Origin of the sequence: Burkholderia sp. LA-2-3-30-S1-D2 (assembly GCF_001523915.2) — a bacterium.
GTDB classification, from domain to species: Bacteria; Pseudomonadota; Gammaproteobacteria; order Burkholderiales; family Burkholderiaceae; genus Burkholderia; species Burkholderia diffusa.
Genome location: NZ_CP013385.1, coordinates 81,159 through 107,163, shown reverse-complemented (window position 1 = coordinate 107,163; position 26,005 = coordinate 81,159). Strand labels below are relative to the sequence as shown.

Below are 26,005 nucleotides of genomic sequence, written 5' to 3'. Positions count from 1 at the left end.
GCAACGACTTTCCATTGCGGATCGCGCGGCGGGTCAGGTGAACCGCGCGATCCTGTTGTGATGCTGAAGTACCAGGTCGAGCTCGATGCTTTCGTGTGCGTTGCGAACCGGCACCAGGCAGTGCAGCCGGAAGTGCAAATCCATCGGGCGCATGGCATCCGTGAGTGGCTGAACGCGGGTCACCTTGACCCGTGGCTCGAACTCGCTGACCACGGCATGGATGTGCTCGCCCAAACGGTGCCGCAGATCGGCGCTGCCGACCGCGACATCGTTGAAATCGGGCAGCCCCAATTCAGGACTGCTTGACGAACAACCTTGCCGGGCATTGAGTACCCACTCGAGATGCCGCTTGATAGCCTGGATGCGTTCGGCGGCCAGATCCTGGCTCGTCCGCAGACGTCGCGGCGCGAGATCGGGATCGAGCCGCTCGAACAAACTTCCCTGTCCGAGCGTTCTCGGCATGGCCTGGGCTCTCGTTATTCCTTGTCGAGCCTGCCGACAAGGGACAGTTCGAAGCTGGCACCCATGTACTTGAAGTGCGGACGCACCGCGAGCGACACCTGATACCAGCCCGGATCGCCGGCGACATCCTGCACGATCACGCGGGCCGCCCGCAGCGGGCGGCGGCTGCGCACGTCAGCCGAGGGGCTTTCCTGGTCAGCGATGTATTGCTTGAGCCAGTTGTTCAGCTCGCGTTCAAGGTCCTGGCGCTCCTTCCAGCTACCGATTTGCTCGCGCTGCAGCACCTTCAGATAGTGCGCCAGCCGGTTGACGATAAACATGTACGGCAGTTGCGTGCCGAGCTTGTAGTTCGTCTGCGCGGCCTGGCCCTCCTCGGTCTTCGGGAAAAGCTTGGGCTTTTGCACCGAGTTAGCGGAGAAGAATGCAGCGTTATCGCTGTCCTTGCGCATGGTCAGAGGGATAAAACCGGCTTCGGCGAGTTCGAATTCGCGGCGGTCCGACACCAGGACTTCAGTGGGAATCTTGGCCTGCCACTGGCCGAGGGATTCATACAGATGGACTGGCAGATCATCCACCGCCCCGCCGGACAGCGGGCCGATGATGTTCGGACACCAGCGGTATTTCGCAAAGCTGTCGGTGATGCGGTTGGCGAGCAGGAACGACGTGTTGCCCCACAGGTAATTGGCGTGGCTACCGTCGACGCCTTCGCGGTAGACAAAGGTACGCGTCGGGTTGTCCAACGGGTCGTACGGCTGGCGCAGCAGGAAGCGCGGCATGGTCAGGCCCAGGTAGCGCGCATCCTCGGATTCGCGCAGGCTACGCCATTTGGCGAAACGAGGGCCTTCGAAGATGTCGCTGATTTCCTTCAGGTTGGGCAGCTCCTGGAAGTTCTCCACATTCAGGAACTCGGGACCGGCAGCACCCAGGAACGGCGCGTGGGCCATGGCGCCGACCGCTGCCACGTAGCTAAGCAGCTTGATGTCCGGCGCCGACGGGCCAAAGGTGTAACTGCTGACCATGCAGCCCACCGGCTCACCGCCGAACTGGCCATAACCCGCCGTGTAGGCATGCTTGTAGAGGCCGCTACGGGTGATATCGCCGGCTCCCTCGAAGTCATCCAGCAATTCGGCCTTGCCGACATGCATGAAGCCGATCCTGATGTTCTCGCGTGTATCGGTGTTGTCGACCAGAAGCTTGAGTTGGCGCCAGTGGGACTCCAGGTTCTGGAACGACGGATCGTGGAGAATCTCGTCCATCTGGACGGTGAGTTGCTCGTCGATCCGGGCAATCATGCCGTCCACCAGCAGCTTGCTGATGGGCTGCTCGCGATCATCCGTCTTGAGCATTTCGGCAATAAACGCAGCAACGCCGCGTTCGGCGACGGCATAGCCCTCGTGATTGGGCTCGATGCGCGTCTGCGCCATGATCTGTTCGAGCAGCCCCTGGGATTGGGCCGCTTCAGCCTGGGCAACAGCGCGTTCGGTTTTCATGTTCGTTTCCTTGAAGCCGCGGAGATATGGGAAGGTGTGATGTGCCGCAGGAGGCGCATCAGTCGGACGAGCCCTTGAGCGCCTGGCTCAGCTCTTGCGCGAGCTTGTTCCGCGCCGCCTCATCCCCGAGCAGGGCCTGCAACTGCTTGCGGAACGCGGGCACGTTACCCATGGGCCCCTTGAGGGCTACCAGCGCCTCGCGCAGTTCCAGGAGCTTGCGCAACTCGGGCACCTGCTGGGCGACTGAATCAGGATTGAAATCCCTGATGTGCTTGAACTGAAGGTCGACGGTCAGCGTGTCGTCAGCGTTGGCATTTCCGAGGCGCAAGGGAACGGCAGTTTTCAACGCCACGCCCGCCTCGCTGAGCACATCGTTGAAGTTGTCCTTGTCCACACGCACCACCGGCCTGTCTTCAATAGCAGTCTCTTCTTCGCGCCCCTTGAAATCACCAATCACCAGCATATTCAAAGGCAGTTCGATCTCCGCCTGCTGATTACCTGTTGCCGGAACATATTTGATATTGATTCGTTCCTTCGGGGCTACCGATGCCGTGCTCTTCGCCATAAATACTCCTTATCCTTTTCTCTTGAGGATGCTGGAAATTCGCTCTCAGCCGTAAACCGCAGCATGACCAACCTGGTTCGAGATCTGCTTGGGGAATCGCCCCAAGATATTCCATGCCCCTCAGAAAACATGGCTCCCAGAAGCGCTTACCAGACATATTCAGACATACGCGGCCCGCCTGAATAATTAAGCCTCCCCCATTGCACCGTCAATAAGATTTGTCCGAAATTTCCATCAGATCAATCACGAAATTAACCCCAAATAACGAGACAGAAAAAATGTGACATTTATTAATAATTCTCCGCACACAAGAAAATAAATTTCTCATTTACTAATTGGCAATATTGTGTTTCCTTAATGGGCCAACCATTCCCCGCACCGCTGATATATCTGCGTGCAACTTCGGTCCTGACGTTGCACGCCTCGTTTCCAACCATCCTTGATGGGCTGTGCTTCATGATCCGAATTGAACTCTCGGCAGTCTTCGACCGCTTGAATCCCCCCGCTCGACAAGCCCTGGAAGAGGCCGCGAGCCTCTGCATCAGCCAGCAAGGCGCCGAAGTCACGGTGCCGCATGTGCTGCTCAAGCTGGTGGACCTGCCGTTGGGGGATGTCCGATCGCTATTGCGCGAGGCCGGGCTGGATCTGGGCGCCGTGCGTCAGGCGCTATCAGCCAACTTCCCGAACCAGGCATCCACGGGAGGGCAATACCCCGCGTTCTCGCCGTTGCTGGTCGAACTGTTGCAGGAGGCATGGCTGTTGGGTTCGCTGGAATGGAACCAGGACGCAATCCGTAGCGGCAGCCTCTTCCTGGCCGCATTGCTCAACCCGGGTCGCTATCTGCCGCTGTCCGCCGTGCGTCTGTTCGACTGCGTCAACCGGGAAGCCTGGCGCAAGGAATTCCTGTCGTTGGTCGCGAATTCGGCGGAAACACCCCAGGCGTCGGAACGTGTCCAGTCACCCATCGTCGCGGCAACCGATTCGGCGCTGGCCAGGTACGGCCATGATTTCACCGCCCAGGCGCGTGAGGGACGCCTGGACCCGGTGCTGTGCCGCGATGGAGAAATCGATCTGATGATCGACATCCTGTCGCGCCGCCGCAAGAACAACCCCATCGTCGTGGGCGATGCCGGCGTTGGCAAAAGCGCGGTCATCGAAGGCCTGGCACTGCGCATCGTCCAGGGGCACGTGCCTGAGCCGCTGCGCTCCGTCACGCTGTGGGGATTGGACCTGGGCGCACTACAGGCCGGCGCGTCGGTCAAGGGCGAGTTCGAGAAACGGCTGAAAGCGGTTATCGACGAAGTGAAGACCGCCGCCACGCCGATCATCCTGTTCATCGACGAAGCACACACGCTGATCGGTGCGGGCAATGCGGCCGGCGGCAGCGACGGCGCCAACCTGCTCAAGCCGGCGCTGGCCCGGGGAGAACTCCGCACGATCGCGGCCACCACCTGGTCGGAATACAAGAAATTCTTCGAGAAGGATGCGGCACTTAGCCGACGCTTCCAGCTGGTCAAGCTCGACGAGCCGAGCCCCGAGACAGCCGTCCACATCCTGCGGGGGCTACGGAACACCTACGAGCGCGCTCACGGGGTCTACATCTCCGACGACGCGTTGCAGGCCGCTGCCGGGCTTTCGGCGCGCTACTTGTCGGGACGGCAGTTGCCCGACAAGGCCGTCGACGTGCTTGACACGGCGTGCGCGCGGGTAGCAACCGCACTTGCCGAGTCGCCCAGGCAATTGCGGGTGCTGGAACATGAGCTCTTGCAGATCGACACGGAGTCGACGCTGCTGCAACGGGATCAGCGTGCCGGCCTGCACACTGACGCGCAACGGCTCGAGGTACTGGACAACGCGCGCCGTGAGGTTCAGCGCAAGATGGATGCGTTGCAAACCGCATGGTCATGCCAGAAGCCGTTGGTGGACGAAATCCGGACGCTGCGGTCGTCTCTGGCGGCCGACGACGCCCCGGACGATGATGAGCGCTCCGAACAACTATCCGCCAAGGTGATGGAGCTGGCGGCACTGCAACGCCCAGGCGCGCTGCTGCACGCGGAGGTAGGCCGTGAGCAGGTCGCGCAGGTCATCGCTGACTGGACCGGCATTCCGGCGACAACCATCAGCAGCGATCAGATGACGCGCCTCCGAGGCTTGCCGAAGACGCTACGGCAACGGGTCAAGGGGCAGGACGCCGCAATCGAGCACATTCACCGGCATCTGCTGACCGCGATGGCAGACCTCCGGCGGCCTGGCACGCCGCTCGGCGCCTTCTTGCTGGTAGGCCCGAGCGGCGTAGGCAAGACGGAAACCGCACTGGCCCTGGCCGATGTGCTATTCGGCGGCAAGCAGTTCCTGACGACGATCAACATGTCCGAGTTTCAGGAGAAGCACACCGTGTCACGCCTGCTCGGCGCGCCGCCGGGATACGTCGGCTATGGCGAGGGTGGCGTGCTGACCGAGGCGATCCGCAAACAGCCGTATTCCGTGGTCCTGCTCGATGAGGTCGAAAAGGCCCACCCAGACGTGCTGAACATCTTCTATCAGGCCTTCGACAAAGGTGAACTGGCCGACGGCGAGGGGCGATTGATCGACTGCAAGAATGTGCTGTTCTTCCTGACCTCGAACCTGGGATTCGATCAACCGGAAGACGAACTGACCGACCAGGACGAGGCCGCTCTTCGGGAGCGCCTTTCGCAATTCTTCAAGCCGGCACTGCTGGCGAGAATGCAGGTGGTGCCCTATCGCTATCTGGACGATCGCGTGCTCGGGGACATCGTGGAAAGCCGCTTGCAACGGCTGATGACGCAGTTCGTCCAGCGCTATAACGCCACCTTGTCGGTGTCCGCGAGCGCCAGCGAGGAACTGCGCAAGCGCTGCACCCGTCACCAGAACGGTGCACGCATGCTGGATGCGAGCATCGACGGCGAGTTGTTGCCGCCACTGTCCTTGTCCGTCCTGCAGCGCCTCGCCGAGGGCGCAGCCTTCCGGCGTGCCCAGCTGTCGTGGAGCGGCAGCGCCTTCGAGGCCGTCGTGGAATGACGCCACCGCGGCAACTGAATCCGCTCGAGGTCGCGGGCATCGCGCGCGACATGACTTGGGCGGCACACCCCGACGAGCTGGCAACAGTGATCCTGCAAGCGGCTGTGGATAGCGGCTTGTTGCGCCTGGGAATGTGCTATCGCCTGGATCAGACGAGTGACTGCTTGCGGCCACTGACCTGCGTGCCGGAAAACGCGTCTGCTCTGCCGGATCTGGATATGGACGAGTTAGACAACCCCCTGGTCTATAGCCTGGTAAGTGGCCACTCCTGCGAGGTCGAGCGCATCACCGATATGGTCGGCGTGGGCAGCGCTTTCGAGCGGTTGCGCGAGCACTTCATGCCTGGAGACGGCGCCTGGATCCTGCCGTTGCGCGACACCAATCAGCATGCCTTCGCGGTCTTGGCGCTGCTCGGCGCTCCCTTGACACTGCACGCATTGCGCCAGTCAGCGCTTTGGCAGGCACTGCTGCAAATCCATGAGCGCCTGTTCTCCGGACTTCAGCAGAACCAGGGGGATGCGGCGCGGGCCCGCTCAGCCGACGCAGTGCGTGCGCAGGCGCATACCCGCACACGCGAGCGAGCAGCCAGGCTATTGGCGGCGGAGTTCGTCGGCGTGAGCCCGGCGGTCCGCGAACTGCGCAGCGACATGCTGGGAATGACGGATTCGAATCTGGCCATTCTGGTCACCGGCGAAACTGGCGCAGGCAAAGATCATGCGGCATGGCTCATCCACCAGGCAGGAAGCCGCCAAGGCAAGTTCGTGCCGGTGAACTGCGCGGCCATCCCCAAGGATCTGATCGAGGCGGAGCTGTTCGGCAGCGAGCGAGGCGCCTTCACCGGCGCCAGCCAGGCGCGCGCAGGGCTCGTGGCGGAGGCCGACGGCGGCACACTGTTCCTCGATGAGATTGGCGACATGCCCCTGGAACTGCAGGGCCGGCTGCTGCGCGTGCTGAACGAGAAGAGGTACCGCCCTGTGGGCGCGACGCAGGAGCGCTATTCCGATTTCCGCTTGATATGCGCGACCCACCAGCCATTGCTTCAACGCATCGCCGAAGGGAGCTTTCGGGAGGACCTGTACTTTCGCATCCGCCAGCAATGCCTGCACGTGCCTGCCCTGCGCGAGCGTCCGGAGGATATTCCCGTTCTCGCCGAGCACGTGCTGCTGCAGTACAACCGCGAGCGACAGAGGCACATCCCCGGCATCAGTCCCGAGGCGTTGCGCATGCTGCAGATGCACCCGCTGCCAGGCAATGTCCGAGAACTGCGCAACCTCGTACTGGTGGCAGCCGAGCGCACCGAACGCGGCAAGGCCATCGCGCCACAGGCATTGCGCGAGCTACGCACCCCTGCCCCACGAACTCCCCCGCTCCCCGCCACATCGACGATGCCGCTGCACGATCTCTGGGAAACCAACGACCTGCCCGGCGCGCTGGCGGCTTTCGAATGCCACCTGATAAGCGAACGCCTGCGACAAGCAAACGGTTCGCGTGCGCTCGCCGCACAGAGTTTGGGCATTCCCAAACGAACGCTGGCGCGTAGATGCCAGCGCTGGAACATTTTTCAGGAGGACTCTGCACCATGAGATCACTGAGCATCGCACTGGTTTGTGCAGCGCTCGTGGCCGGATGTGACGCCGGCAAACAGGGGACCGCCGCCGGTCCGTCCTCAGCGACCCCAGCAGCCATGAAAACCTGTACCTCCATTGTGTCCGCGATAGAGCGGCTGGCCTGCTTCGATGCGCTTGCGGGAACGCCGCCAGCACCGGTCGCAGCGACTCCGGCCACGCAACAGAACGAGGCTCCAGCAGCGGCCGACAGCCAGACACCGGCGAAACCGCCAACGATCGTCGAACTGGTCCGCCTCAACGAGGCGAAACGTGCCGCGGGCGAGACGGGATTCCGGCTGTCGCGCACAGAGGCGGCTGTACCGGGACGGTGGAGCGTGGTGATGTCCGCCCCGGCGTTGGGCGGCGCTACCGCGCCGCCGATCCTGGCGATCAGTTGCCTGTCGAACATCTCGCGTCTGCAGTTGCTGGAGAGCCAGCCGATCACGCCCAACCGGATGAACATCCGACTGCTGTTGGACGGGCAACCCATCTCGGCCTCGGTGCCGTGGCAGGTACTGGAAGACGGCACGGTCGTGGACGCGGGGCGTGGCCTGGTCGCCATCGAACAACTGCGATACCTGGTCAAGGCCGGCGGCCGCTTGCAGGTCGAGAGCGACTATGCGCCGTTCTCCGGGCTGCTGTTCGATGCAACCAACCTGCATAGCTTGATGAAACAACAGCGTGAGGCCTGTCACTGGTGATCAACTTGCCTCACCTGGATCTGGACGCATTGCTAGGCCCGCTGGATGCCAAACAGCCGGCCGGTGTATTCGATGAGGAAGACGAAACGTATCAAGGCATCGAGCATGAAATGATCAAGCTCGGCAGTCTGCAGGAAGCCAGTATCGACTGGTCCTATGTCGATGAAGCCTCGCGTCAATACCTGAGCACCCGGTGCAAGCACTTCCGCGTGGCGGGGCATCTGGTCACGGCCCGCCTTCGCCCCCGCACCTGGCCCCACTGGACCGAAGCAACGTCGGTGCTGGCCGGCATGGTCGAGCGCTACTGGGAAAGCGGCCAGCCGAAGCCCGGGCCGCGTGGCCTGCTGGCCAAACGCAAGCTGGTCACCTTGCTGGCGGAGCGACTGAGCCAGGCACTGGAAACGCTGGATCAGAAGACCTACACCCCCGGGCTGCAGGATCAGGCACAACTGGCATTCGACCGATTGCAGGCCAAAGCGGTGGCGGCGCAGTTGGATGTATCGATGCTGTCCCGGCTGGAAGCGCAGATGCACCGGCATGTCGAGAGCACCTTGTTCCCGGAGCCAGTGGTTCTCAAGCCGAGTGACGGTCAGCAAGGTGGGCACGCGCTGAGCGACGCCTTCTTCCAGCCGAGCGAAATGCCGAAGTCCAGCGATGAACGCGAGGGGCGCCGAACGCTGTTGGCAATGGCGGATTTCATCAACGAGCAGGACATATACGACCCGACCAGCTATCAATTGCGGCGCTTCGCGCTATGGGCGCACCTGCGCGCGGCACCGCCCGCGAAGCGCGACCAGCTCACGGAACTGATGTGCGTGCCGGTCGATACCGAGGAGGGCTATCGCGAGGCGATCTCGACCAATTCGGTCAGCCCGGTGTTGTTGCGGCGCGTGGAAAAGAGCGTGACCAGCTCGCCCTATTGGCTGCGAGGCAGCTTCTTTGCGGCGGCCATGGCGGCCCGTCTGGAAATGCCGGCTGTGGCGGAGGCCATCCGTCACGCAGCCGAACGCTTCCTGCTGCGCATTCCGGGCTTGAGCGACCTGCACTTCGCCGATGGCCGGCCCTTCGTCGACAGCGACACCTTGGGTTGGATCGGCAGCGCCGAAGCACGGTCTGCCGATGCCGGTGCGCCGCAAGAGTTCGTGGATTTACGCGAGGAGCTGGCCAGCCGGTTGGACACCGAGGGCGTTGAGCCGGTGCTCCGCCGGTTGCAGGCGCACCAGGCCTCGTCTAGCGGCCCGCGTCATCGTTGCCACGCGACCGTGATTGCGGCTGACCTGCTGAAGTCGCGAGGTTTGGATTGGCTGGCTGAAGAACTCTATGCCAATGCCAGCCGGTTGATGAAGGGCGTCACGGTGGATCAATGGGAGCCCGAACTGTTCCAACACCTCGCCAAACATGTCCCGGCGCATCAGGAAAACGAACATGGACGAAGCCAGTCGCAAGGAGAGAAAAAATGAAATACTGGTCGTTGCTCAAACGATATGCCGTCCCCCTACTGCGTTGGGTCAAGGGCGGCATGCCACTGCTGCTGGTACTGGGGCTGCTATTCCTGTTGATAGCCATCTGGTGGCTGGGGCCGCAGTGGGCCTGGCGCGATCGGCATCCCCTGGCAAGCCTGGGCGCTCGGGTCGGGCTGACCCTTGCCCTGCTGATGGTTCCCGTGGTGACCTGGGCCCTGGTACTGCGTGCCAGGAACCGCCGGCTGGAGGCCGAGCGTCAGCAAGCCCGCGCCGTGAAGGAAGACCCGGTGCTTGTCCATATCCGCGCCCAGGAGAAGTCCCTGGACGCCAACCTGGCGGTGCTGCGCGCCCACCTGCGAGGCCGCCAGGGCCTGTATCAGTTGCCGTGGTATCTCGTGCTCGGGCAGGAGGACGCCGGCAAGACCAGCTTCATCAACCGTAGCGGCCAGAACTTCTCGCTCACGGGCGAGATCAAGGCTGGAGGTCATGGCACGTTCGTCGACCCCGACCTGATCTACCGGACCGATTGGTGGATGGGCGACCAGGCCGTATTGATTGACCCGCCCGGAGAGTTGATCAGCCAGTTTCCTGCAGGGGAACACTCGGACAGTGCCCCCGCGACAGCATCGACGACCGACGCTGAAGAAGCGCCGGTGCCCGAGCAGCTCGGGGAGCCGCCCGAGACTCGGGCCCGCCTCTGGCAGCATCTGATCGACTGGCTGGGCAAGAACCGCTCGCGGCGACCACTCAACGGTGTGGTGTTGATCGTCGATCTGCCCTCGCTGTTGAGCCAGAGCGCCAGCGAGCGCAAGGCACTGGCCGTCCTGTTGCGTACGCGTCTGGCGGAACTGAGCCGACATCTCGGAACGCGTCCTCCACTGTATGTCATCCTCAGTAAATTCGACTTGCTGGAGGGTTTCGAGCAATTCTTCGCCAGGCTGCCGAAGGCGGAGCGGGAGGACATCTTCGGGTTCACCTTCACGCTGGATTCCGCGCGGCAGTACGACGCCTGGCAGACAGAACTCAGCCAGCGCTACTGCGACTTCATCGATGGCCTGAACAATCAGGTCTTCGATGTGTTGAACGATGCGAAGTCGCTGCCGATACGCGAAGCGCTGTTCTCCTTTGTGGGACAGATAGCCGGCATGCGCACCGTGCTTTTCAATTTCCTCGACGACGTACTGGGCAGCGATCGCTACGGCACCCCCGCCTTGCCGCGAGGCGTGTATTTCTCTTCGGTTCACCAACAGGGGTTGCTGCACAACGCTTTCGTCGACAATGCCTCGCAGACCTACGGTGTGCGAACGCTGGTACCCATGGCACAGCCGGCGGGACGCTCCATGGTGTACTTTGCCCAGCAGGTATTCCAGCGGGTCATCTACCCGGAAGCCGGCCTGGCCGGCGACAACCTGAAGGTGCTGGCCGACAAGAAACGGAATCTGGCCGTGGGCTTCGGCGTCGCGGCGCTGGGCAGCGCGGTCGTGATCGGCGGCTGGACTCACTACTACAACGTGAACCGCGCAAAGGTGGCGAGTGTGCTGGAGAAGAGCCGAACGTTCGCCAGCAATGCGATCGACGGCGGTCAGGACCCGACCGGACGAAATCTGCTGCTGCCGCTGGACCAGCTTCGCGATGCGGTGGCCGTCTACGGCGACTACCGGGAAGCGTGGCCGCTGGTGTCCGGCATGGGTTTGTACCAAGGACGCAAAATCGGCCCGAAGGTGGACGAAGCCTATCTGCGCTTGCTTTCGACACGCTTCCTGCCGCAATTGGCCGGCGGGGTCATGACGCAACTGAACGCCGTAGCGGACGGTTCGGATACCCAACTCAGCGCCCTTCGGGTGTATCGCATGATCGAGGATCGGGCCAACCGCCGCGCCCCCTTCGTGGAAGACTGGATGAGAAAGGCGTGGCAGGCAGCATTTCCTGGCGAGGCGCCGGTGCAACGCGCCTTGTCGAGCCATCTCGATTACGCGCTGAAGTACGCCGATGTGTCGCTCCCGCAGTACGCCGCCCGGATTTCGGATGTGCAGCAGCAATTGCGGCAGATTCCTTTGCCGCAGCGCATCTACATGGCGATGCGCAGCCAGGCAGGCGACGTCCTGCGGACACCGCTGGATCTACGCAATGAGATCGGTCCGGCTTATGACATCGTCTACCAATCCACAACCGCGGCAGCCGAGGGTGGCGAAAACCCGGGCACGCGCATCGACGCGCTGCTGACCGCCAAGGGCTATCGGAACTACTTCGAGCCGCGCAATCAGGATGTCGCCGCGCTGGCCGTCATTGACCAATGGGCGCTGGGAGAACGGCGGAATGTCGACTATTCGGAAGCCGACAAGCAGGCGCTTGTCGCGCGTGTTCGTGCGCTGTACAGCCGTGACTTCATCGAGAACTGGCGCCGCGGACTCAACCAACTTGAGGTCGCCAATTTCGACGATATCGGCGCCGCAGCCAACGTACTCGGTGCAGTCAACAGCCCGGCGGCCCCCCTGCGCCGGCTTCTGGAAACCGTGCGCGACAACACCAATCTGACGTCCAAAGCGACGTCTGACGCGACGCGGACCGAAGGCACTGCCACCGCGGCAAAGAGTGGTCCCGACAGCGAGGCCCAGGATATCGCCAAGATTGCTCAGGCATTCACGCCGCTGACGGCGTTGCTTGAAGCCAAGGGCGAGAAGCCTTCCTATCTGGACGAAACGATGCAGGCTATCGGCAGCGTCCAGGATGTGTTGGTGAAGGTACAGGACAGTCCGGACCGGGGAAAGGCGGCGCTGGCGGTGATGCTGGACCGCTTTGCGCTGCGGGGCACCGATCCGTTCGGCAATCTGCATCGGGTGGCTACGGGCCTGCCTGAGCCCCTCAATCGCCAGGTGAAGAAGCTGGCTGACGAATCCTCCGACGTGCTGCTGATCGAGGCGCTGCGGGAACTCGAAAAGCGCTGGAATGCCGAGGTCTTCAGCTTCTACAGCCAGCGCCTGGCGAACTACTACCCGTTCAACCCGAACAGTCGCACCGATGCCTCCGTCGAGGATTTCACAGCGTTCTTCGGGCCGCAAGGCAAGTTGCAGGACTTCAAGGACAAGTATCTGAAGCTGTTCCTGGATGACAACCTGGAAGCGCTCTATTCGGAGCGTCGCGGGGGCTACCTGATGCGCACCGATGTGCCCAAGCAGTTGGAGGCAGCCGACCGGATCCGCGATGCGTTCTTCAACAGCCGCGGTGCGATGGCCGTGCATTTCACGCTCGAGCCGCTTGGCCTGGCACCCACTCGGCGGAGCAGCACATTGAATCTTCAAGGACAACTCATCACCTATAATCACGGGCCCAGCGAGACCGTCGGTGTCATCTGGCCCAACACGCTCGGCGGTAGCCCAGAAAGCCGCATGACGCTGGTCAATGGTGATGGCAACAGCAGCAGCCTGGTCTACAAGGGCTCATGGTCGCTATTCCGCCTGCTGAGTCAGGCACGACTCAATGGCGCAACGGCTACCACCGTCGACCTCAGCTTTACGGCGAGCGATGGCGGCATGCGTTACCGAATCACTGCCGACAAGAGCAACAACCCGTTCACCCAGCGCTTGTTTCATGGTTTCGCGCTGCCAGGTACGTTGCTGCAGTGATGACCGTACCAACAGTTGTCCGGTGGCGCGCGTATCGCGCTATCCCGTGTGTGCAGGTATCCCTCTGCCTCCAATGCGACGTCGAGCTGGCAGGCGTATCACGGAGGGAGTTCCGTTGACGGACCGGACGCTCTCCAGCGGCCGGGTCATTGCTGACCCGGCCAGGTCAACAATGACCCGGGGGGTTTCTCTTTGATTTCAATAGCTTGACGCCTAACGAGTCAACTTTGACCCGCCCGCAAGGCGCCGCTGGCTGGCTTAGTCGACCCGATGCGCGCCCGCGCAAGCCGAATCGAAACATAAACCATTGATTTACATACTTATTTTGTGAAATACAGCAACCTGGCACAGCGATTGCGTTGTGGTTGTTGCTATCACTGATGGCGCATCGGGCCACGGGCCTTTCATCACAAAACGGAGTAATAAAAGCTATGCCTACACCCGCCTATATCAGCATCCAGGGCAAGACCCAGGGCAACATCACCAAAGGCGCCTTCACCGCCGATTCCGTCGGCAACGTCTACCAGGAAGGCCACGAAGACCAGATCCTGGTCCAGGAAATCGAACACCTGATCGCGACGCCGACCGATCCGCAGAGCGGCCAGCCGTCCGGCCAGCGCGTGCATAAGCCGTTCACGTTCACCGCGCCGCTGAACAAAGCCACGCCGCTGCTGTACCAAGCGCTGGCCTCCGGCGAGATGCTCCCCGAAGTGGAAGTGAAGTGGTACCGCACCTCGACCGAAGGCAAGCAGGAGCACTTCTTCACCACCAAGCTCGAAGACGCCACCATCGTCAACATCAATGCCGCGCTGCCGCACGCGCAGGACCCGAGCAAGGCCGAGTACACCCAGTTGATCAAGGTCGCGATGGCGTACCGCAAGATCACCTGGACCCACGCCATCGCCGGCACGGAAGCCTCCGACGACTGGCGCAAACCGCAAGAAGGCTAAATCTGTCTAATCGCAAGGCTGGCGCATTGCCAGCCTTGTTTGACGCACAGACCGGCTGCCCACCCGAAGAACCGTCACTCGCTTCTTGCCCGCGCTTTCTGTTTCCGCAAAGCTCATTTGCCGTTCCATCGTGGTGGGTTCGTTCCGCGCTCCGCGCGAGCGACGTCATCACGAACGCCGAGAACGCGAAGGCCGCGCAGCAGACATTCGACACTGCCACACGGCGCTTCGGTTCAAGCGGAGCGAAAACCGGCCAAACGATTCATCGCATCGTCAATCGTCCGCAAGCGGCCGCTTCGACGTCTCGCTGCTCGCGAGCATCGCGATCAGCGCGATACCCGCCGCCCCAACCAGATACCATGCCGGCGCGAGCTTGTTTCCAGTCGCCCCGATCAGCCACGTCGCGACCAACGGCGCCGTCCCGCCGAACAGTGCATTCGCCGTATTGAAGCAGAACGCAAAGCCGGTGTAACGCACGCGTGTCGGGAAAATTTCCGACAGGAAGCAAGGCAAAGTCCCGTCGTTCATCGTCAGCAGCGCGCCGAACGCGATCTGGATCATCACGATCGTCACGAAGCTCGCGCCGGCCAGCCCCTTGAACAGCGGCACCGTCAGCACCGCGAACAACACCGACGCGCCGATCAGCATCGTCTTGCGGCCGACCCGATCCGAAAGCGCGCCCATCAGGAAGATCAGCCCGATATACGCCGCCAACGAAACCGTCGCCGCGATGAACGACTCGGTCTCGCCGACACCCATCTCGGTAGACAGGTAGGTCGGCATGTAGCTCAGCACGAGATAGAACGCGACGGCGTTCAGACACGTCACGCCGAACGCGATCAGCATCCTGCCGCGATGCCGCGTCAGCAGCTCGGTGGCCGGCGCCTGCGCGACATGGTGCGCGCCTTCGAGCGCCTTGAACTTCGGCGTGTCCTCGAGACGAATACGGATATAGCGTCCGACTACGCCGAACGGCGCAGCCAGCAGGAACGGCAGACGCCAGCCGAAGTCGTGCAACTGCTGCGACGTCAGCGCTGCGTGCATCACCGCGACGAACACCGACCCGAACAACAGGCCGGCCGCGGTGCTGGCCGGCACGATGCTGGTGTAGAACCCGCGCTTGCCTTCCGGCGCGTACTCGGCAAGGAACGCCGACGCACCCGCATACTCGCCAGACGCCGAAAAGCCCTGCACGACCCGCACCAGCAGCAGCAAGACCGGAGCGACCATCCCGACCTGCGCATAAGTCGGCAGGAATGCGATGAGGAAAGTCGAACACGACATGATCAGGATCGACAGCGACAGTGCGGTCCGGCGTCCGACCCTGTCGCCGAAGTGTCCCCACACCACGCCGCCCAGCGGCCGGATCACGAACGAGATCGCGAACACGCCATACGCGGCCAGCAGCCCCGTCATCGCGTCGCTCTTCGGGAAGAACACGACCGCGATGACGGTCGCGAGATACCCGTACGATGCGTAATCGAACCATTCGACGAAGTTGCCGATGAAGCTCGCACATGCGGCCCGCCTGAGCAGCCGCGTATCGGCCTCCCCGCGCGCGGACGCGCCGTCACTCGAACGGACGGCGCCACCTTGGCTCGGCAACCATGTGCCGGCCTCCGCCGACCGACCCGACATTACCTTTCTGGTACCCATGCTCAGTCTCCAAACTGAATAGTACGTTGCGGTGTCATGGCCGCCATCCGTGATTCGATCGATCGTGCGGTGAGTGCACTGCGCAGTGCCGAATCGCGACCATTCAAGCGCATGGTAGGAGTTGGAGCCCCAGGAAGATTTTCCTTTTCGACAATAGACTCTCTGGATTCGACATCGAGGGTTAACACCGCCGGCTGTCGGGCAGCGCGCCCGCGTCGATAGCGATCGTGCGTCGAAAATCCGAAGTTATGCCGGAAGCCGGCATCGCACAAGCGGCGACGCATCGCGGTGCATGAACGCTGAAGCACGTGATTGCCGGGCAGGACCGGATGCCCGTCGAAGGCCGTCGATGAAATGAGACAGGGAACGCGCGTCGACCGGCTGCCTGGCCGTCGGTGATGTGAAGCCGGGAAATCTTGGGAATGGGAAGGGTGATGCAGGATCGAGCAAACGGAACGGCGGATCGCCGTAGCTCGCAAAGACAGATGAGCGCATGCCTGCCGATTCGCGCATCGATCGGGACGGGTTCCGCGATCGGCTCGACATGCTTCGTTTAACGAAACAGCCGACGTGGACGATCCTGGCGGATCACCCTCCGTCGGCTGCATGGTTCCTTCGACGCCGCGTATGCCGTCATCCGGCAATGCGACGTCCACCGCCGCAACGGCGGACGTCGCGCATCGACATGTCGTTCACGACTTGATGACGTTGCGTTCCGGGCCGTACGGGAAGCCAGTGATGTTGGTTGCGCCGCGCTCGCCGACGACGAGGATATCGTGCTCGCGATAGCCGCCCGCGCCCGGATGGCCCTGCGGCAGCATGATCATCGGTTCCATCGACACGACCATGTTCGGCTCCAGCACGGTATCGATGTCCTCGCGCAGTTCGAGCCCCGCCTCGCGTCCGTAATAGTGCGACAACACGCCGAACGAGTGGCCGTACCCGAACGTGCGGTATTGCAGCAGCCCGTATTCCGCATAGATCTTGTTGAGCTCGAGCGCGATGTCGCTGCAGCGGACACCCGGCTTGATCAGCTTCAACCCCGCTTCGTGCACTTCGACGTTGATCTTCCACAACCGCAAATGTTCATCCGGACAATGGTCGAAGAACATCGTGCGCTCCAGTGCAGTGTAGTAGCCGGCGATCATCGAGAAGCAGTTCAGACTCAGGATGTCGCCCTTCTGCACCTTGCGCGTGGTGACGGGATTGTGCGCGCCGTCCGTGTTGATGCCGGACTGGAACCACGTCCACGTATCCATCAGTTCCGACTCGGGAAAGCGTCGCGCGATCTCGCGAACCATCGCCTGCGTGGACGCCAGCGCGACCTCGTGTTCGGGCACGCCTTCGTGCACGGCGGCAGCCAGCGCCGCGCCGCCGACATCGCAGACGTTCGCGCCATGCTTGATCAGCGCGATCTCCTCGTCGGACTTGATCATGCGCATGCGCATCGTCTGTGCGCCGATGTCGACGAACTCGACCGACGGCAGCGCCGCCTTCAGCTTCGACAGCATCTCGAGCGGCACATGGTCGAACTCGATGCCGACGCGGCCCCGATTGTCGATCTCGACCTGCAGCGCGCGGAAGAAATTGTCGCGCTGCCAGTCGGTATAGACGACGTTGTAGTCGCCGACCGTGCGCCGCCACGGCTGGCCGCCATCGATGTTCGCCGAGATCGACACGACCTTGTTCGGCGTGACGACGAGTCCGTACTTCCGGCCGAACGAACAATACAGGAAGTCCGAGTAGTAGTTGATGTTGTGATATGACGTAAACAGCGCCGCGTCGATGTTCTCGCGCGCCATCAGTTCGCGCAGCCTGCGCTGACGGTTCGCATATTCGGCATCGGAGAAGGTGTGCTTCACCTTCTCGCCATTCTCGATTCGAATCAGGTTCTCCATCTTCATGAGCTCGCTCCTCGGTAAAAAGCGTGGTGGGTGTGAGCAAATGGTAGAAGTTCGACAAATTCGAAGATTTCTGGAATGGACATCACAGTCCACGATTTGGCCATTCCGGGTTAACCACCAATCCGGCACCGCCAGCCGTGCGAGCAAGCGCGGGCCTGTCCATCGGCAGGACGATCTTCGGTACGGGAATGAATGCCGGTCGAACCCGGCAAGCGATCGCCGCCGGACTACAGCGCGTTCTGGTAGCGGCGCCGATCGGCGATCGGCGAGATCTGGAACTGTTCCTTGTAGCGCGTCGCGAAATGGGTCGTCGACGTGAATCCGGTGCGCGCGCACACCTCCTCGAGCGAGGTCGCGGTGCGGTAAAGCAGTTGCCGCGCACGCAGCAGGCGAATCTCCAGATACGCCTGCGCGGGCGACTTGCCGAGGCGATCCTGGAACCACCGCTGCAGCTGTCGCTGCGACACCTGCAAATGGACGGCGATCTCGGGCACGGAAAGCGTTTCCTCGACGTTGCTTTCCATCAGTTGCAAGGCCTCGTCCAGTTTCTCGTGCTCCGCGCCAATGTACTGGCGCAGCGACGTCTGCTGCCGGTATTCGCGGCTGCGCGGCTCAGCGACCAGCAATTCGAGCACGCGCGCGGCCAGGGCCGGGCTGCCCGGCGCGGCCGCCAGCAGATGCACCATCAGGTCGAGCGGCGCGACGCCGCCACTGCAGGTATAGCGATCGCGATCGATTTCGTAGAGGCGGGTAGACACCGTCAGTTTCGGAAACTGCTCCATCAGCACGTCCTGGTCCTCCCAATGGATCGTGCAGCGATAGCCGTTCAACAACCCGGCGCGCGCGAGGAAATAGCTGCCGGTATCGAGGCCGCCGAGCGCGGTCCCGTTGCGTGCCTGCCGACGCAACCAGTCGATGATCGCGCCGGTCCGTCGGCGCGGGATGGGATTGGGGCCGACGACGAACACCACGTCGAATGTGCCGCTGTCCGACAGCGACACGTCCGGCACGACACCGATGCCGTCGCTCGACCGGACGACCGAGTCGCCTGGCCCGATCAGTCGATAGTCGTAGACGCGCCGCCCGACGACCATGTTCGCGATCCGCAATGGATCGATCGCGGCACTCAACGCGATCAGCGAGAAGTCGTCGACCAGCAAAAAGCCGTACCGGACGATGCGAAGGTCATGAATGCCTTCACGCGATCGGGACGGCAGCGGCGGTACGGGCGGGGTTTTCGACATCGAGGGGTCACTGCCATCGGACGGATGCGGCATCATAGCGCCGGGCCTCCGGCGGCTGCAATTGGCCTGCTCCGGCGGGATGCCCGATATTCATCTGCTGAATCGCTGCCGTCGCGGCAGGACAGCGCACTCCCCGACACGCCGCCGATGCGCGACATCCGGCGCGCTGCGGAACGCGTTCGCGGCGCTGATGATGATCCAGGTCGCGGCGGCCGTGCGCCATGCGATCACGTTGCCGCGGAACCTGGCGATGCTCGACGCGTAAGCATGCCGCCCAAAGCAAACGGCCACCCGAAGGCGGCCGCGCGAAGAGGCATCGATGCACCGCTTACTTGCTGTAGTCGTACACCCCGCGCCCCGTCTTGCGCCCCAGCCGCCCTGCCGACACCATCTCGCGCAGCAGCGGGCACGCACGATACTTCGTGTCGCCGAAATCCTTCAGGAACACGTCCATCACCGCGAGGCACACGTCGAGCCCGACGAGATCGGCCAGCGCAAGCGGCCCGATCGGATGGTTCGCGCCGAGTTTCATCCCCGCGTCGATCTCCTCGGCCGACGCAATGCCTTCGGCCAGCACGAAGAACGCTTCGTTGATCATCGGCACGAGGATCCGGTTCACGACGAAGCCCGGCGCATTGCGCACGCCGATCGGCGATTTGTCGAATCGCTCGGTCAGCGCGCGCACCGCCGATGCGGTCGCGTCGCTCGTCTGCAGCCCGCGGATGATCTCGACGAGCGGCATCAGCGGCACCGGGTTGAAGAAGTGCATGCCGACGAAGCGCGACGGATCGGCGAGCAGCGCCGCGAGCGACGTGATCGAGATCGACGACGTGTTGGTCGCGATGATTGCGTCGGGCCGCGCGACCGACTCGATCTGCTTCAGGATGCGGCTCTTCAGCTCGACATTTTCGGTCGCGGCTTCGATCACGATGTCGACCGCGACGAGCTTCGCGTAGTCGGTCGACGTCGTGATGCGTGCGAGCGCGGCGTCGCGTGCGGCGGCGTCGAGCTTGTCCTTCGACACGAGCCGCTCGAGGCTGCCCTTCAGTGCGGCGACACCCTTGTCGAGTGCCGCATCGCTGACGTCGATCATCACGACGTTGAGTCCTGCAACGGCGGCGGTCTGCGCAATGCCGTTGCCCATGGTTCCGGCGCCCACGACGCCGACGGTTTCGATGGCCATGACGATTCCTGTGTATTCGGGTGCTGAACGGTCGATTATCAGATGTTCTCGAAGATCGCCGCAATCCCCTGGCCGCCGCCGATACACATCGTCACGAGCGCGTAACGCCCGCCGATGCGCTTCAGTTCGTACAGCGCCTTGACCGTGATCAATGCGCCCGTCGCGCCGATCGGGTGACCGAGCGAAATGCCAGAGCCGTTCGGGTTGACCTTGGCCGGATCGAGACCGAGCTCCTGCGTGACCGCGCATGCCTGTGCCGCGAACGCCTCGTTCGCCTCGATCACGTCGAGATCGGTGACCTTCAGGCCGGCGCGCTCGAGCGCCTTCTGCGTGGCCGGCACGGGGCCGATGCCCATGTACGCCGGATCGACGCCCGCATGCGCATACGCGACCAGACGCGCGAGCGGCTTCACGCCCTGCGCACGTGCGGCATCCGCGCTCATCATCAGCACCGCGGCAGCGGCATCGTTGATCCCCGACGCGTTACCGGCCGTCACCGTGCCGTCTTCCTTCACGAACACCGGCTTCAGCTTCGTGAAATCGTCCGGGCCGGCGTCGTGACGCACGTGCTCGTCGGTGTCGAACGCGACCTCGCCCTTCTTCGTGCGGATCGAGATCGGCAGGATCTGATCCTTGAAGCGGCCTTCCGCGATCGCGCGCGCCGCACGACGATGCGATTCGAGCGCGAGCGCATCCTGTGCGTCGCGCGAAATGCCGTACTTGCGTGCGACGTTCTCGGCCGTCACGCCCATGTGGATCGTCTGGAACGGGTCGTGCAGCGCGCCGAGCATCATGTCGACGAGCTTCGCATCGCCCATGCGCTGGCCGAAGCGCGCGGACGGCACGCTGTACGGCGCGCGGCTCATGTTCTCCGAGCCGCCGCCGATGGCGATGTCGGCGTCGCCGAGCATGATCGTCTGTGCGGCCGACACGATCGCCTGCAGGCCCGAGCCGCACAGGCGGTTTACGGTCAGCGCCGGCGTGTGCTGCGCGACGCCACCGTTGATCGCCGCGACGCGCGCGAGATACATGTCCTTCGGCTCGGTGTTCACGACGTGGCCGAACACGACATGCCCGACCGCGTCACCCGAAACGTTCGCGCGCGACAGCACTTCACTCACGACCTTCGCGCCGAGATCGGTCGGCGAGAAATCCTTCAGGCTCCCGCCGAAATCGCCGATCGCGGTACGGACACCGCTCACCACCACGACTTCCTTCGCTGCATTGCTCATCGTCTCACTCCGGTTCGTTCGCGCCCGCGGGCGCGGGGATGCGTTTGCGTTACATGTTCGGGTAATTCGGCCCGCCGCCGCCTTCCGGCGTGACCCACACGATGTTCTGCGTCGGGTCCTTGATGTCGCAGGTCTTGCAGTGCACGCAGTTCTGCGCGTTGATCACCAGCCGGTCGCTGCCGTCGTCGTTCTTCACGAACTCGTACACCGCCGCCGGGCAGAAGCGCCCCTCCGGCCCCGCGTAGGTTCGCAGGTTCACGTTCACCGGCACGTTCGCATCCTTCAGCGTCAGGTGCGCCGGCTGGTTTTCCTCGTGGTTCGTATTCGAGATGAACACCGACGACAGCCGGTCGAACGTCAGCTTGCCATCCGGCTTCGGATACTCGATCGGCGTGCATTGCGAGGCCGGCTTCAGCATCTCGTGATCCGCATGCTTGTGGTGCAGCGTCCACGGCACGTTGCCGCCCATCACCTTCTGCTCGAGCCCGACCATCAGCGTGCCCAGGTACAGGCCCTTCGCCATCCACTGCTTGAAGTTGCGCGCGCGGTACAGCTCCGTATGTAGCCACGACTGCTTGAAGGCGTCCGGATACGCGTTGAGCTCGTCGCTCTGACGGCCGGCCTGCAGCGCGTCGAACGCGGCGTCCGCCGCCAGCATGCCCGTCTTGATCGCCGCGTGGCTGCCCTTGATCCGCGATGCGTTCAGGAAGCCCGCGTCGTCGCCGATCAGCGCGCCGCCCGGGAACACCGTCTTCGGCAGCGACAGCAGGCCGCCGGCCGTGATCGCCCGCGCGCCGTACGACACGCGCTTGCCGCCTTCCAGGAACGCGCGGATCGATGGATGCGTCTTGTAGCGCTGGAATTCCTCGAACGGCGACAGATACGGGTTCGTGTAGCCCAGGCCCACCACGAAGCCGACCACGACCTGGTTGTTGTCCATGTGATACAGGAACGAGCCGCCGTACGTGTCCGACTTCAGCGGCCAGCCGGCCGTGTGGATCACGAGGCCCGGCTTGTGCTTCGCGGGATCGATTTCCCACAGTTCCTTGATGCCGATCCCGTACGCCTGCGGATCGGCGTTCGCGTCGAGCTTGAACTTCGAGATCAGCTGGCGGCCGAGGTGGCCGCGGCAGCCTTCGGCGAACAGCGTGTACTTCGCGTGCAGCTCCATGCCGAGCTGGAAGTTCTCGGTCGGCTCGCCGTCCTTGCCCACGCCCATGTTGCCGGTCGCGACACCTTTCACGGAGCCGTCGTCGTTGTACAGGATCTCCGCAGCCGGGAAGCCCGGGAAGATCTCGACGCCCAGGGCTTCCGCCTGTTGGCCGAGCCAGCGCGTGACGTTGCCCAGCGAGATCACGTAGTTGCCGTGGTTCTGGAAGTTGGCCGGCAGCGCCCAGTTCGGCGTCGTGACCGCGCTCTTTTCCGACAGGAACAGGAAGCGGTCTTCGGTCACCTCGACATCGAGCGGTGCACCGCGTTCCTTCCAGTCGGGGAACAGTTCGGTGATCGCGCGCGGGTCCATCACCGCGCCCGACAGGATGTGCGCGCCGATCTCGGAACCCTTCTCGAGCACGCACACGCCGATCTCGGTGCCTTTCTCGGCGGCCAGCTGCTTGAGCCGGATCGCCGCCGACAGCCCGGCGGGGCCGCCGCCGACGATCACGACGTCGTATTCCATCGATTCGCGCGGGCCGTATTGCGCGAGCAAGTCCTGTGTGGTCAAAATCCTGTCTCCTCCTGCGCCCCGACCGTTACGGTCAGAACTGGTCTTCCGTCAACGCGAGCACGCTCTCGCTACCCTTCGCGCCGACGATCGACGCTTCGAGCCCGCCTGCCTGCACGAGGACGTGTTCCGCATAGCATTGTGCGATCGCGATCTTCGCATCGAAGAACGCCGTGTCGCTCGCGCGGTTCGCGTGCGCCGCCAGCAGCGCGCGCGCCATCTGCCATCCGCACAGCACCACGCCGGCCAGCTTCAGGTACGGCACGCTGCCCGCGAACACCGCGTTCGGGTCCTGCTTCACGTTCGCGACCACGTAGTCGACCACCGCCGACAGCGAGCGCGCGCCTTTCTCGAGCTGCGCCCTCATCGACGCGGCCGCAGCGCCGTCCACCTTGCCGAGCGCCGCGACAGTCTCGCCGATCTCCGCGATCAGCGCCTTCGCCACCGCACCGCCGTCGCGCATCGTCTTGCGGCCGACCAGGTCGTTCGCCTGGATCGCGGTCGTGCCTTCGTAGATCGCGAGGATTCGCGCGTCGCGGTAGTACTGCGCGGCGCCGGTTTCCTCGATGAAGCCCATCCCGCCATGCACCTGCACGCCCAGGCTCGCCACGTCGTTCACCATCTCCGTGCTCCAGCCCTTCACGACCGGCACCAGATATTCGTAGATTGCCTGATGACGCGTGCGCGTCGCCTCGTCCGAATGGCGGTGGGCAATGTCGCTGTGCGCGGCTGCCACGTAGGCCAGCGCCCGCGCGCCTTCGGTCAGCGCGCGCATCGTGCCGAGCATGCGGCGCACGTCCGGGTGATGGATGATCGTCACCGACTGCTTCGCCGCCCCGTCGACCGGGCGGCTCTGCACGCGCTCCTTCGCGAATGCCGCAGCCTTCTGGTACGCACGGTCGGCCACGCCGATCCCCTGCATCCCGACGCCGAAGCGCGCCGCGTTCATCATGATGAACATGTATTCGAGGCCGCGATTCTCCTCGCCGACCAGATAGCCGACCGCGCCGCCGTGGTCGCCGTATTGCAGCACCGCGGTCGGGCTCGCCTTGATCCCGAGCTTGTGCTCGATCGACACGCAGTGCACGTCGTTGCGTGCGCCGAGCGAGCCGTCTTCGTTGACGAGGAACTTCGGCACGATGAACAGCGAAATGCCCTTCACGCCTTCCGGCGCGTTCGGCGTGCGCGCCAGCACCAGGTGGACGATGTTGTCCGCCATGTCGTGCTCGCCCCACGTGATGAAGATCTTCGTGCCGAACACCTTGTACGTGCCGTCGCCCTGCGGCTCGGCACGCGAGCGCACCAGCGCCAGGTCCGAGCCGGCCTGCGGCTCGGTCAGGTTCATCGTGCCGGTCCATTCGCCCGAGATCAGCTTCGGCACGTAGCGCTGCTTCTGTTCGTCGGTGCCGGCCGTCAGCAGCGCCTCGATCGCGCCGTCGGTGAGCAGCGGACACAGCGCGAACGACAGGTTCGACGCATTCAGCATCTCGATGCACGGCGTCGCGATCAGCTTCGGCAGCCCCTGGCCGTCATATTCGGCCGGGTGCTGCAAACCTTGCCAGCCGCCTTCGACGAACTGGCGGAACGCGGCGCCGAAGCCGGGCGTCGCCGTCACGACGCCGTCCTTCCAGCTGCTCGGGTTGCGGTCGCCCTCGACATTCAGCGGCGCCAGCACTTCACCGCAGAATTTCGCGGATTCGTCGAGCACGGCCTGCGCGGTGTCGTAGCCGGCTTCCTCGAAGCCCGGCAACTGCGCGACGGTGTCGATGCCCGCGAGTTCCTTCAGCACGAACAGCATGTCCTTGACAGGGGCGTTATAGCTCATGGTCGATGTTCCAAATCAGGCAGTGAATGAGGCGCGCGGCCCGGGCGGCTGCGGCAAAACCGGCCAGCGCCAGGCGACGTCGTGGCCCATCGTAATGCCGTGCCGGCGGTTTTCCATTGTCATATCCGGCCCACATGGTGACAAAACCGGCCACGCGATGCGCGCGGCGATGGCGGAAACGGGCGTCCGGGCGGAGGGTTCGGATGCCGATTGCGGCACAGACGACGCGCAATCCGCGTGCCGGCCGGACGGGTTGGCTGGCGACTCGAATCTCCGGCGAAGCCGAAGACCGGGCGTTGATGATGGAAAGTCGCCGAAGGCGCCTCGGGATGGACGGAAGCCGCGGCGGGCACATGGCGGCCGGTGCCAAATCGGCCGCCCTTTTTCGCTGTCCGGGCCGGCAGGTTTCTGCGTAGACTTTCGTGTCATCACGCCAAGCGAGCGCGGGAGCAGAAACCAGAATGAGTGTACGCCCGAAAGACATCGCGGATTTCGTCCGGGTCGCCGGCGATCTGTTCGAGTCGGACAAACTCCCACCCGCCGCGCGCGCATTCGCGCCGCAAGTATTCGCACGGCTGCAGACCCCGTCGGACAACGGAACGCGGCTCCCGGTGCGATACCCCGCATGCGAATGGCTCGACCCGGCGCTCGAGTCGGTCGCGCGCGTCAGCCCGACGTTCGCCACCGTCGCACGGCTGATCAAGTCGCTCGAACCCGTGATCGGATGGTCGCGTCGCACGTCCGGCAAGGACGGCAGCCCGAACTACATCGACGGGCACGTGAACGGGATGATCTGCGGGCCCGGCGGCGCCGAAAGCCGTGACGACATCCAGCTCGGCTTCTCGTTGATGATGCCCGACGTCAGATATCCGGATCACGGTCACGCACCGGAGGAAGCGTACGTGCTCATGACGGCCGGCGAATTCCGGCAGCGAAACGGCGCGTGGTTCGATCCCGGGATCGGCGGCGGCATCCACAATGCGCCTGGCGCACTGCACGCGATGCGCTCCGGCCACGCGCCGTTCCTCGCGATCTGGTGCCTGCTGAATTGATCCGACGATCGACGCGTGATGCCAACGGATTCGCCTGCGACAAGCAGCCGGCCATTGACCAGCCGGTCGGTCGGAATCGCCAATGGGGAGCCGGCCATGGGAACCCGCGCAGGAAGCCGGTTATGGGAAGCCCATGCAGTCCCGCCGCGCGGCTGCGCCGCACCGTGGAAGCGGTGATCCGGTCGCATCGTCAACATCCATTCGGCCGACGCGATATCGCCCGCGCGTGGATAAAACGCAACAGAACACCGGAAAACGCGTTCGACGCATTTGTGTCCCCGATAGC

General features: G+C 63.6%; 18 protein-coding genes. 8 read left to right on the top strand and 10 right to left on the bottom strand.

Annotated elements, in window-relative coordinates:
- Positions 1-33: 33 nt before the first annotated feature.
- From tssE to tssB, 3 genes are read right to left on the bottom strand one after another with little or no spacing between them, the layout of a single operon-like run.
- On the bottom strand, positions 34-462 hold the full coding sequence (gene tssE / locus WS66_RS29525) for a type VI secretion system baseplate subunit TssE (RefSeq protein WP_059604050.1): 429 nt from the start codon (positions 460-462) through the stop codon (positions 34-36).
- A gap of 14 nt (positions 463-476) precedes the next feature.
- Positions 477-1,952 carry a type VI secretion system contractile sheath large subunit gene (gene tssC, locus WS66_RS29520; protein WP_059604053.1) on the bottom strand — a complete coding sequence of 492 codons (1,476 nt, stop codon included), beginning with the start codon at positions 1,950-1,952 and terminating at the stop codon, positions 477-479.
- A 58-nt stretch (positions 1,953-2,010) separates the two neighbouring features.
- Positions 2,011-2,517 (bottom strand): type VI secretion system contractile sheath small subunit, encoded by a 507-nt coding sequence (gene tssB, locus WS66_RS29515; protein WP_059604056.1) that lies wholly within the window; start codon positions 2,515-2,517, stop codon positions 2,011-2,013.
- Positions 2,518-2,973: 456 nt separating this feature from the next.
- On the opposite strand from tssB, the gene tssH reads away from it, so the two are divergent.
- The 6 genes from tssH to WS66_RS29485 all read left to right on the top strand — a co-directional run bounded on the left by tssH (position 2,974) and on the right by WS66_RS29485 (position 13,900).
- Positions 2,974-5,556 carry a type VI secretion system ATPase TssH gene (gene tssH / locus WS66_RS29510; protein WP_059604085.1) on the top strand — a complete coding sequence of 861 codons (2,583 nt, stop codon included), beginning with the start codon at positions 2,974-2,976 and terminating at the stop codon, positions 5,554-5,556.
- Positions 5,553-7,139: a sigma-54 interaction domain-containing protein gene (locus WS66_RS29505; RefSeq protein ID WP_059604059.1), complete on the top strand. Its 1,587-nt coding sequence runs from the start codon at positions 5,553-5,555 to the stop codon at positions 7,137-7,139. The genes tssH and WS66_RS29505 overlap by 4 nt, the downstream gene beginning before the upstream one ends.
- Positions 7,136-7,864: a type VI secretion system-associated protein VasI gene (vasI, locus tag WS66_RS29500; protein WP_218928997.1), complete on the top strand. Its 729-nt coding sequence runs from the start codon at positions 7,136-7,138 to the stop codon at positions 7,862-7,864. Before WS66_RS29505 ends, vasI begins: the two co-directional genes overlap by 4 nt.
- Positions 7,865-7,869: 5 nt before the next feature.
- Positions 7,870-9,324, top strand: a complete 1,455-nt coding sequence (gene tssA, locus WS66_RS29495) for a type VI secretion system protein TssA (protein ID WP_218928996.1) — start codon at positions 7,870-7,872, stop codon at positions 9,322-9,324.
- Positions 9,321-12,950: a type VI secretion system membrane subunit TssM gene (gene tssM / locus WS66_RS29490; protein ID WP_059604065.1), complete on the top strand. Its 3,630-nt coding sequence runs from the start codon at positions 9,321-9,323 to the stop codon at positions 12,948-12,950. Before tssA ends, tssM begins: the two co-directional genes overlap by 4 nt.
- Positions 12,951-13,381: 431 nt before the next feature.
- The gene (locus WS66_RS29485; RefSeq protein WP_059604068.1) at positions 13,382-13,900 is read left to right on the top strand and encodes an Hcp family type VI secretion system effector; all 519 of its coding nucleotides are present in this window, start codon (positions 13,382-13,384) and stop codon (positions 13,898-13,900) included.
- Positions 13,901-14,173: 273 nt separating this feature from the next.
- Here WS66_RS29485 and WS66_RS29480 read toward each other — a convergent pair whose 3' ends face one another.
- The 3 genes from WS66_RS29480 to WS66_RS29470 form a co-directional block, all read right to left on the bottom strand.
- On the bottom strand, positions 14,174-15,556 hold the full coding sequence (locus tag WS66_RS29480) for an MFS transporter (protein WP_082728985.1): 1,383 nt from the start codon (positions 15,554-15,556) through the stop codon (positions 14,174-14,176).
- Between the two features lie 692 nt (positions 15,557-16,248).
- Positions 16,249-17,460: a M24 family metallopeptidase gene (locus WS66_RS29475; RefSeq protein WP_059604071.1), complete on the bottom strand. Its 1,212-nt coding sequence runs from the start codon at positions 17,458-17,460 to the stop codon at positions 16,249-16,251.
- Between the two features lie 227 nt (positions 17,461-17,687).
- On the bottom strand, positions 17,688-18,704 hold the full coding sequence (locus tag WS66_RS29470) for a GlxA family transcriptional regulator (protein WP_059604092.1): 1,017 nt from the start codon (positions 18,702-18,704) through the stop codon (positions 17,688-17,690).
- Between WS66_RS29470 and WS66_RS34535 the strand changes: the two genes are divergently transcribed.
- Positions 18,652-18,969, top strand: a complete 318-nt coding sequence (locus tag WS66_RS34535; protein WP_236873028.1) for a hypothetical protein — start codon at positions 18,652-18,654, stop codon at positions 18,967-18,969. The two genes, WS66_RS29470 and WS66_RS34535, sit on opposite strands and share 53 nt — an antisense overlap.
- Before the next feature lie 63 nt (positions 18,970-19,032).
- Here the strand turns inward: WS66_RS34535 and WS66_RS29460 are convergent, their stop codons facing one another.
- The 4 genes from WS66_RS29460 to WS66_RS29445 form a co-directional block, all read right to left on the bottom strand.
- Positions 19,033-19,887 (bottom strand): 3-hydroxybutyryl-CoA dehydrogenase, encoded by an 855-nt coding sequence (locus tag WS66_RS29460; RefSeq protein WP_059604076.1) that lies wholly within the window; start codon positions 19,885-19,887, stop codon positions 19,033-19,035.
- Between the two features lie 38 nt (positions 19,888-19,925).
- Positions 19,926-21,119, bottom strand: coding sequence for a beta-ketothiolase BktB (gene bktB / locus WS66_RS29455; protein ID WP_059604079.1), 1,194 nt, complete (start codon positions 21,117-21,119; stop codon positions 19,926-19,928).
- Between the two features lie 49 nt (positions 21,120-21,168).
- Entirely contained in the window at positions 21,169-22,797 is a 1,629-nt protein-coding gene (locus WS66_RS29450) for an electron transfer flavoprotein-ubiquinone oxidoreductase (RefSeq protein WP_442859309.1), read from the bottom strand.
- Positions 22,798-22,876: 79 nt separating this feature from the next.
- Positions 22,877-24,667, bottom strand: a complete 1,791-nt coding sequence (locus WS66_RS29445; protein WP_059606312.1) for an acyl-CoA dehydrogenase — start codon at positions 24,665-24,667, stop codon at positions 22,877-22,879.
- 461 nt (positions 24,668-25,128) lie between these two features.
- Here WS66_RS29445 and WS66_RS29440 point away from each other — a divergent pair, with 461 nt between their 5' ends.
- Complete coding sequence (locus WS66_RS29440) at positions 25,129-25,719, top strand: dimethylsulfonioproprionate lyase family protein (protein ID WP_059606307.1); 591 nt, start codon at positions 25,129-25,131, stop codon at positions 25,717-25,719.
- Positions 25,720-26,005 lie beyond the last annotated feature (286 nt).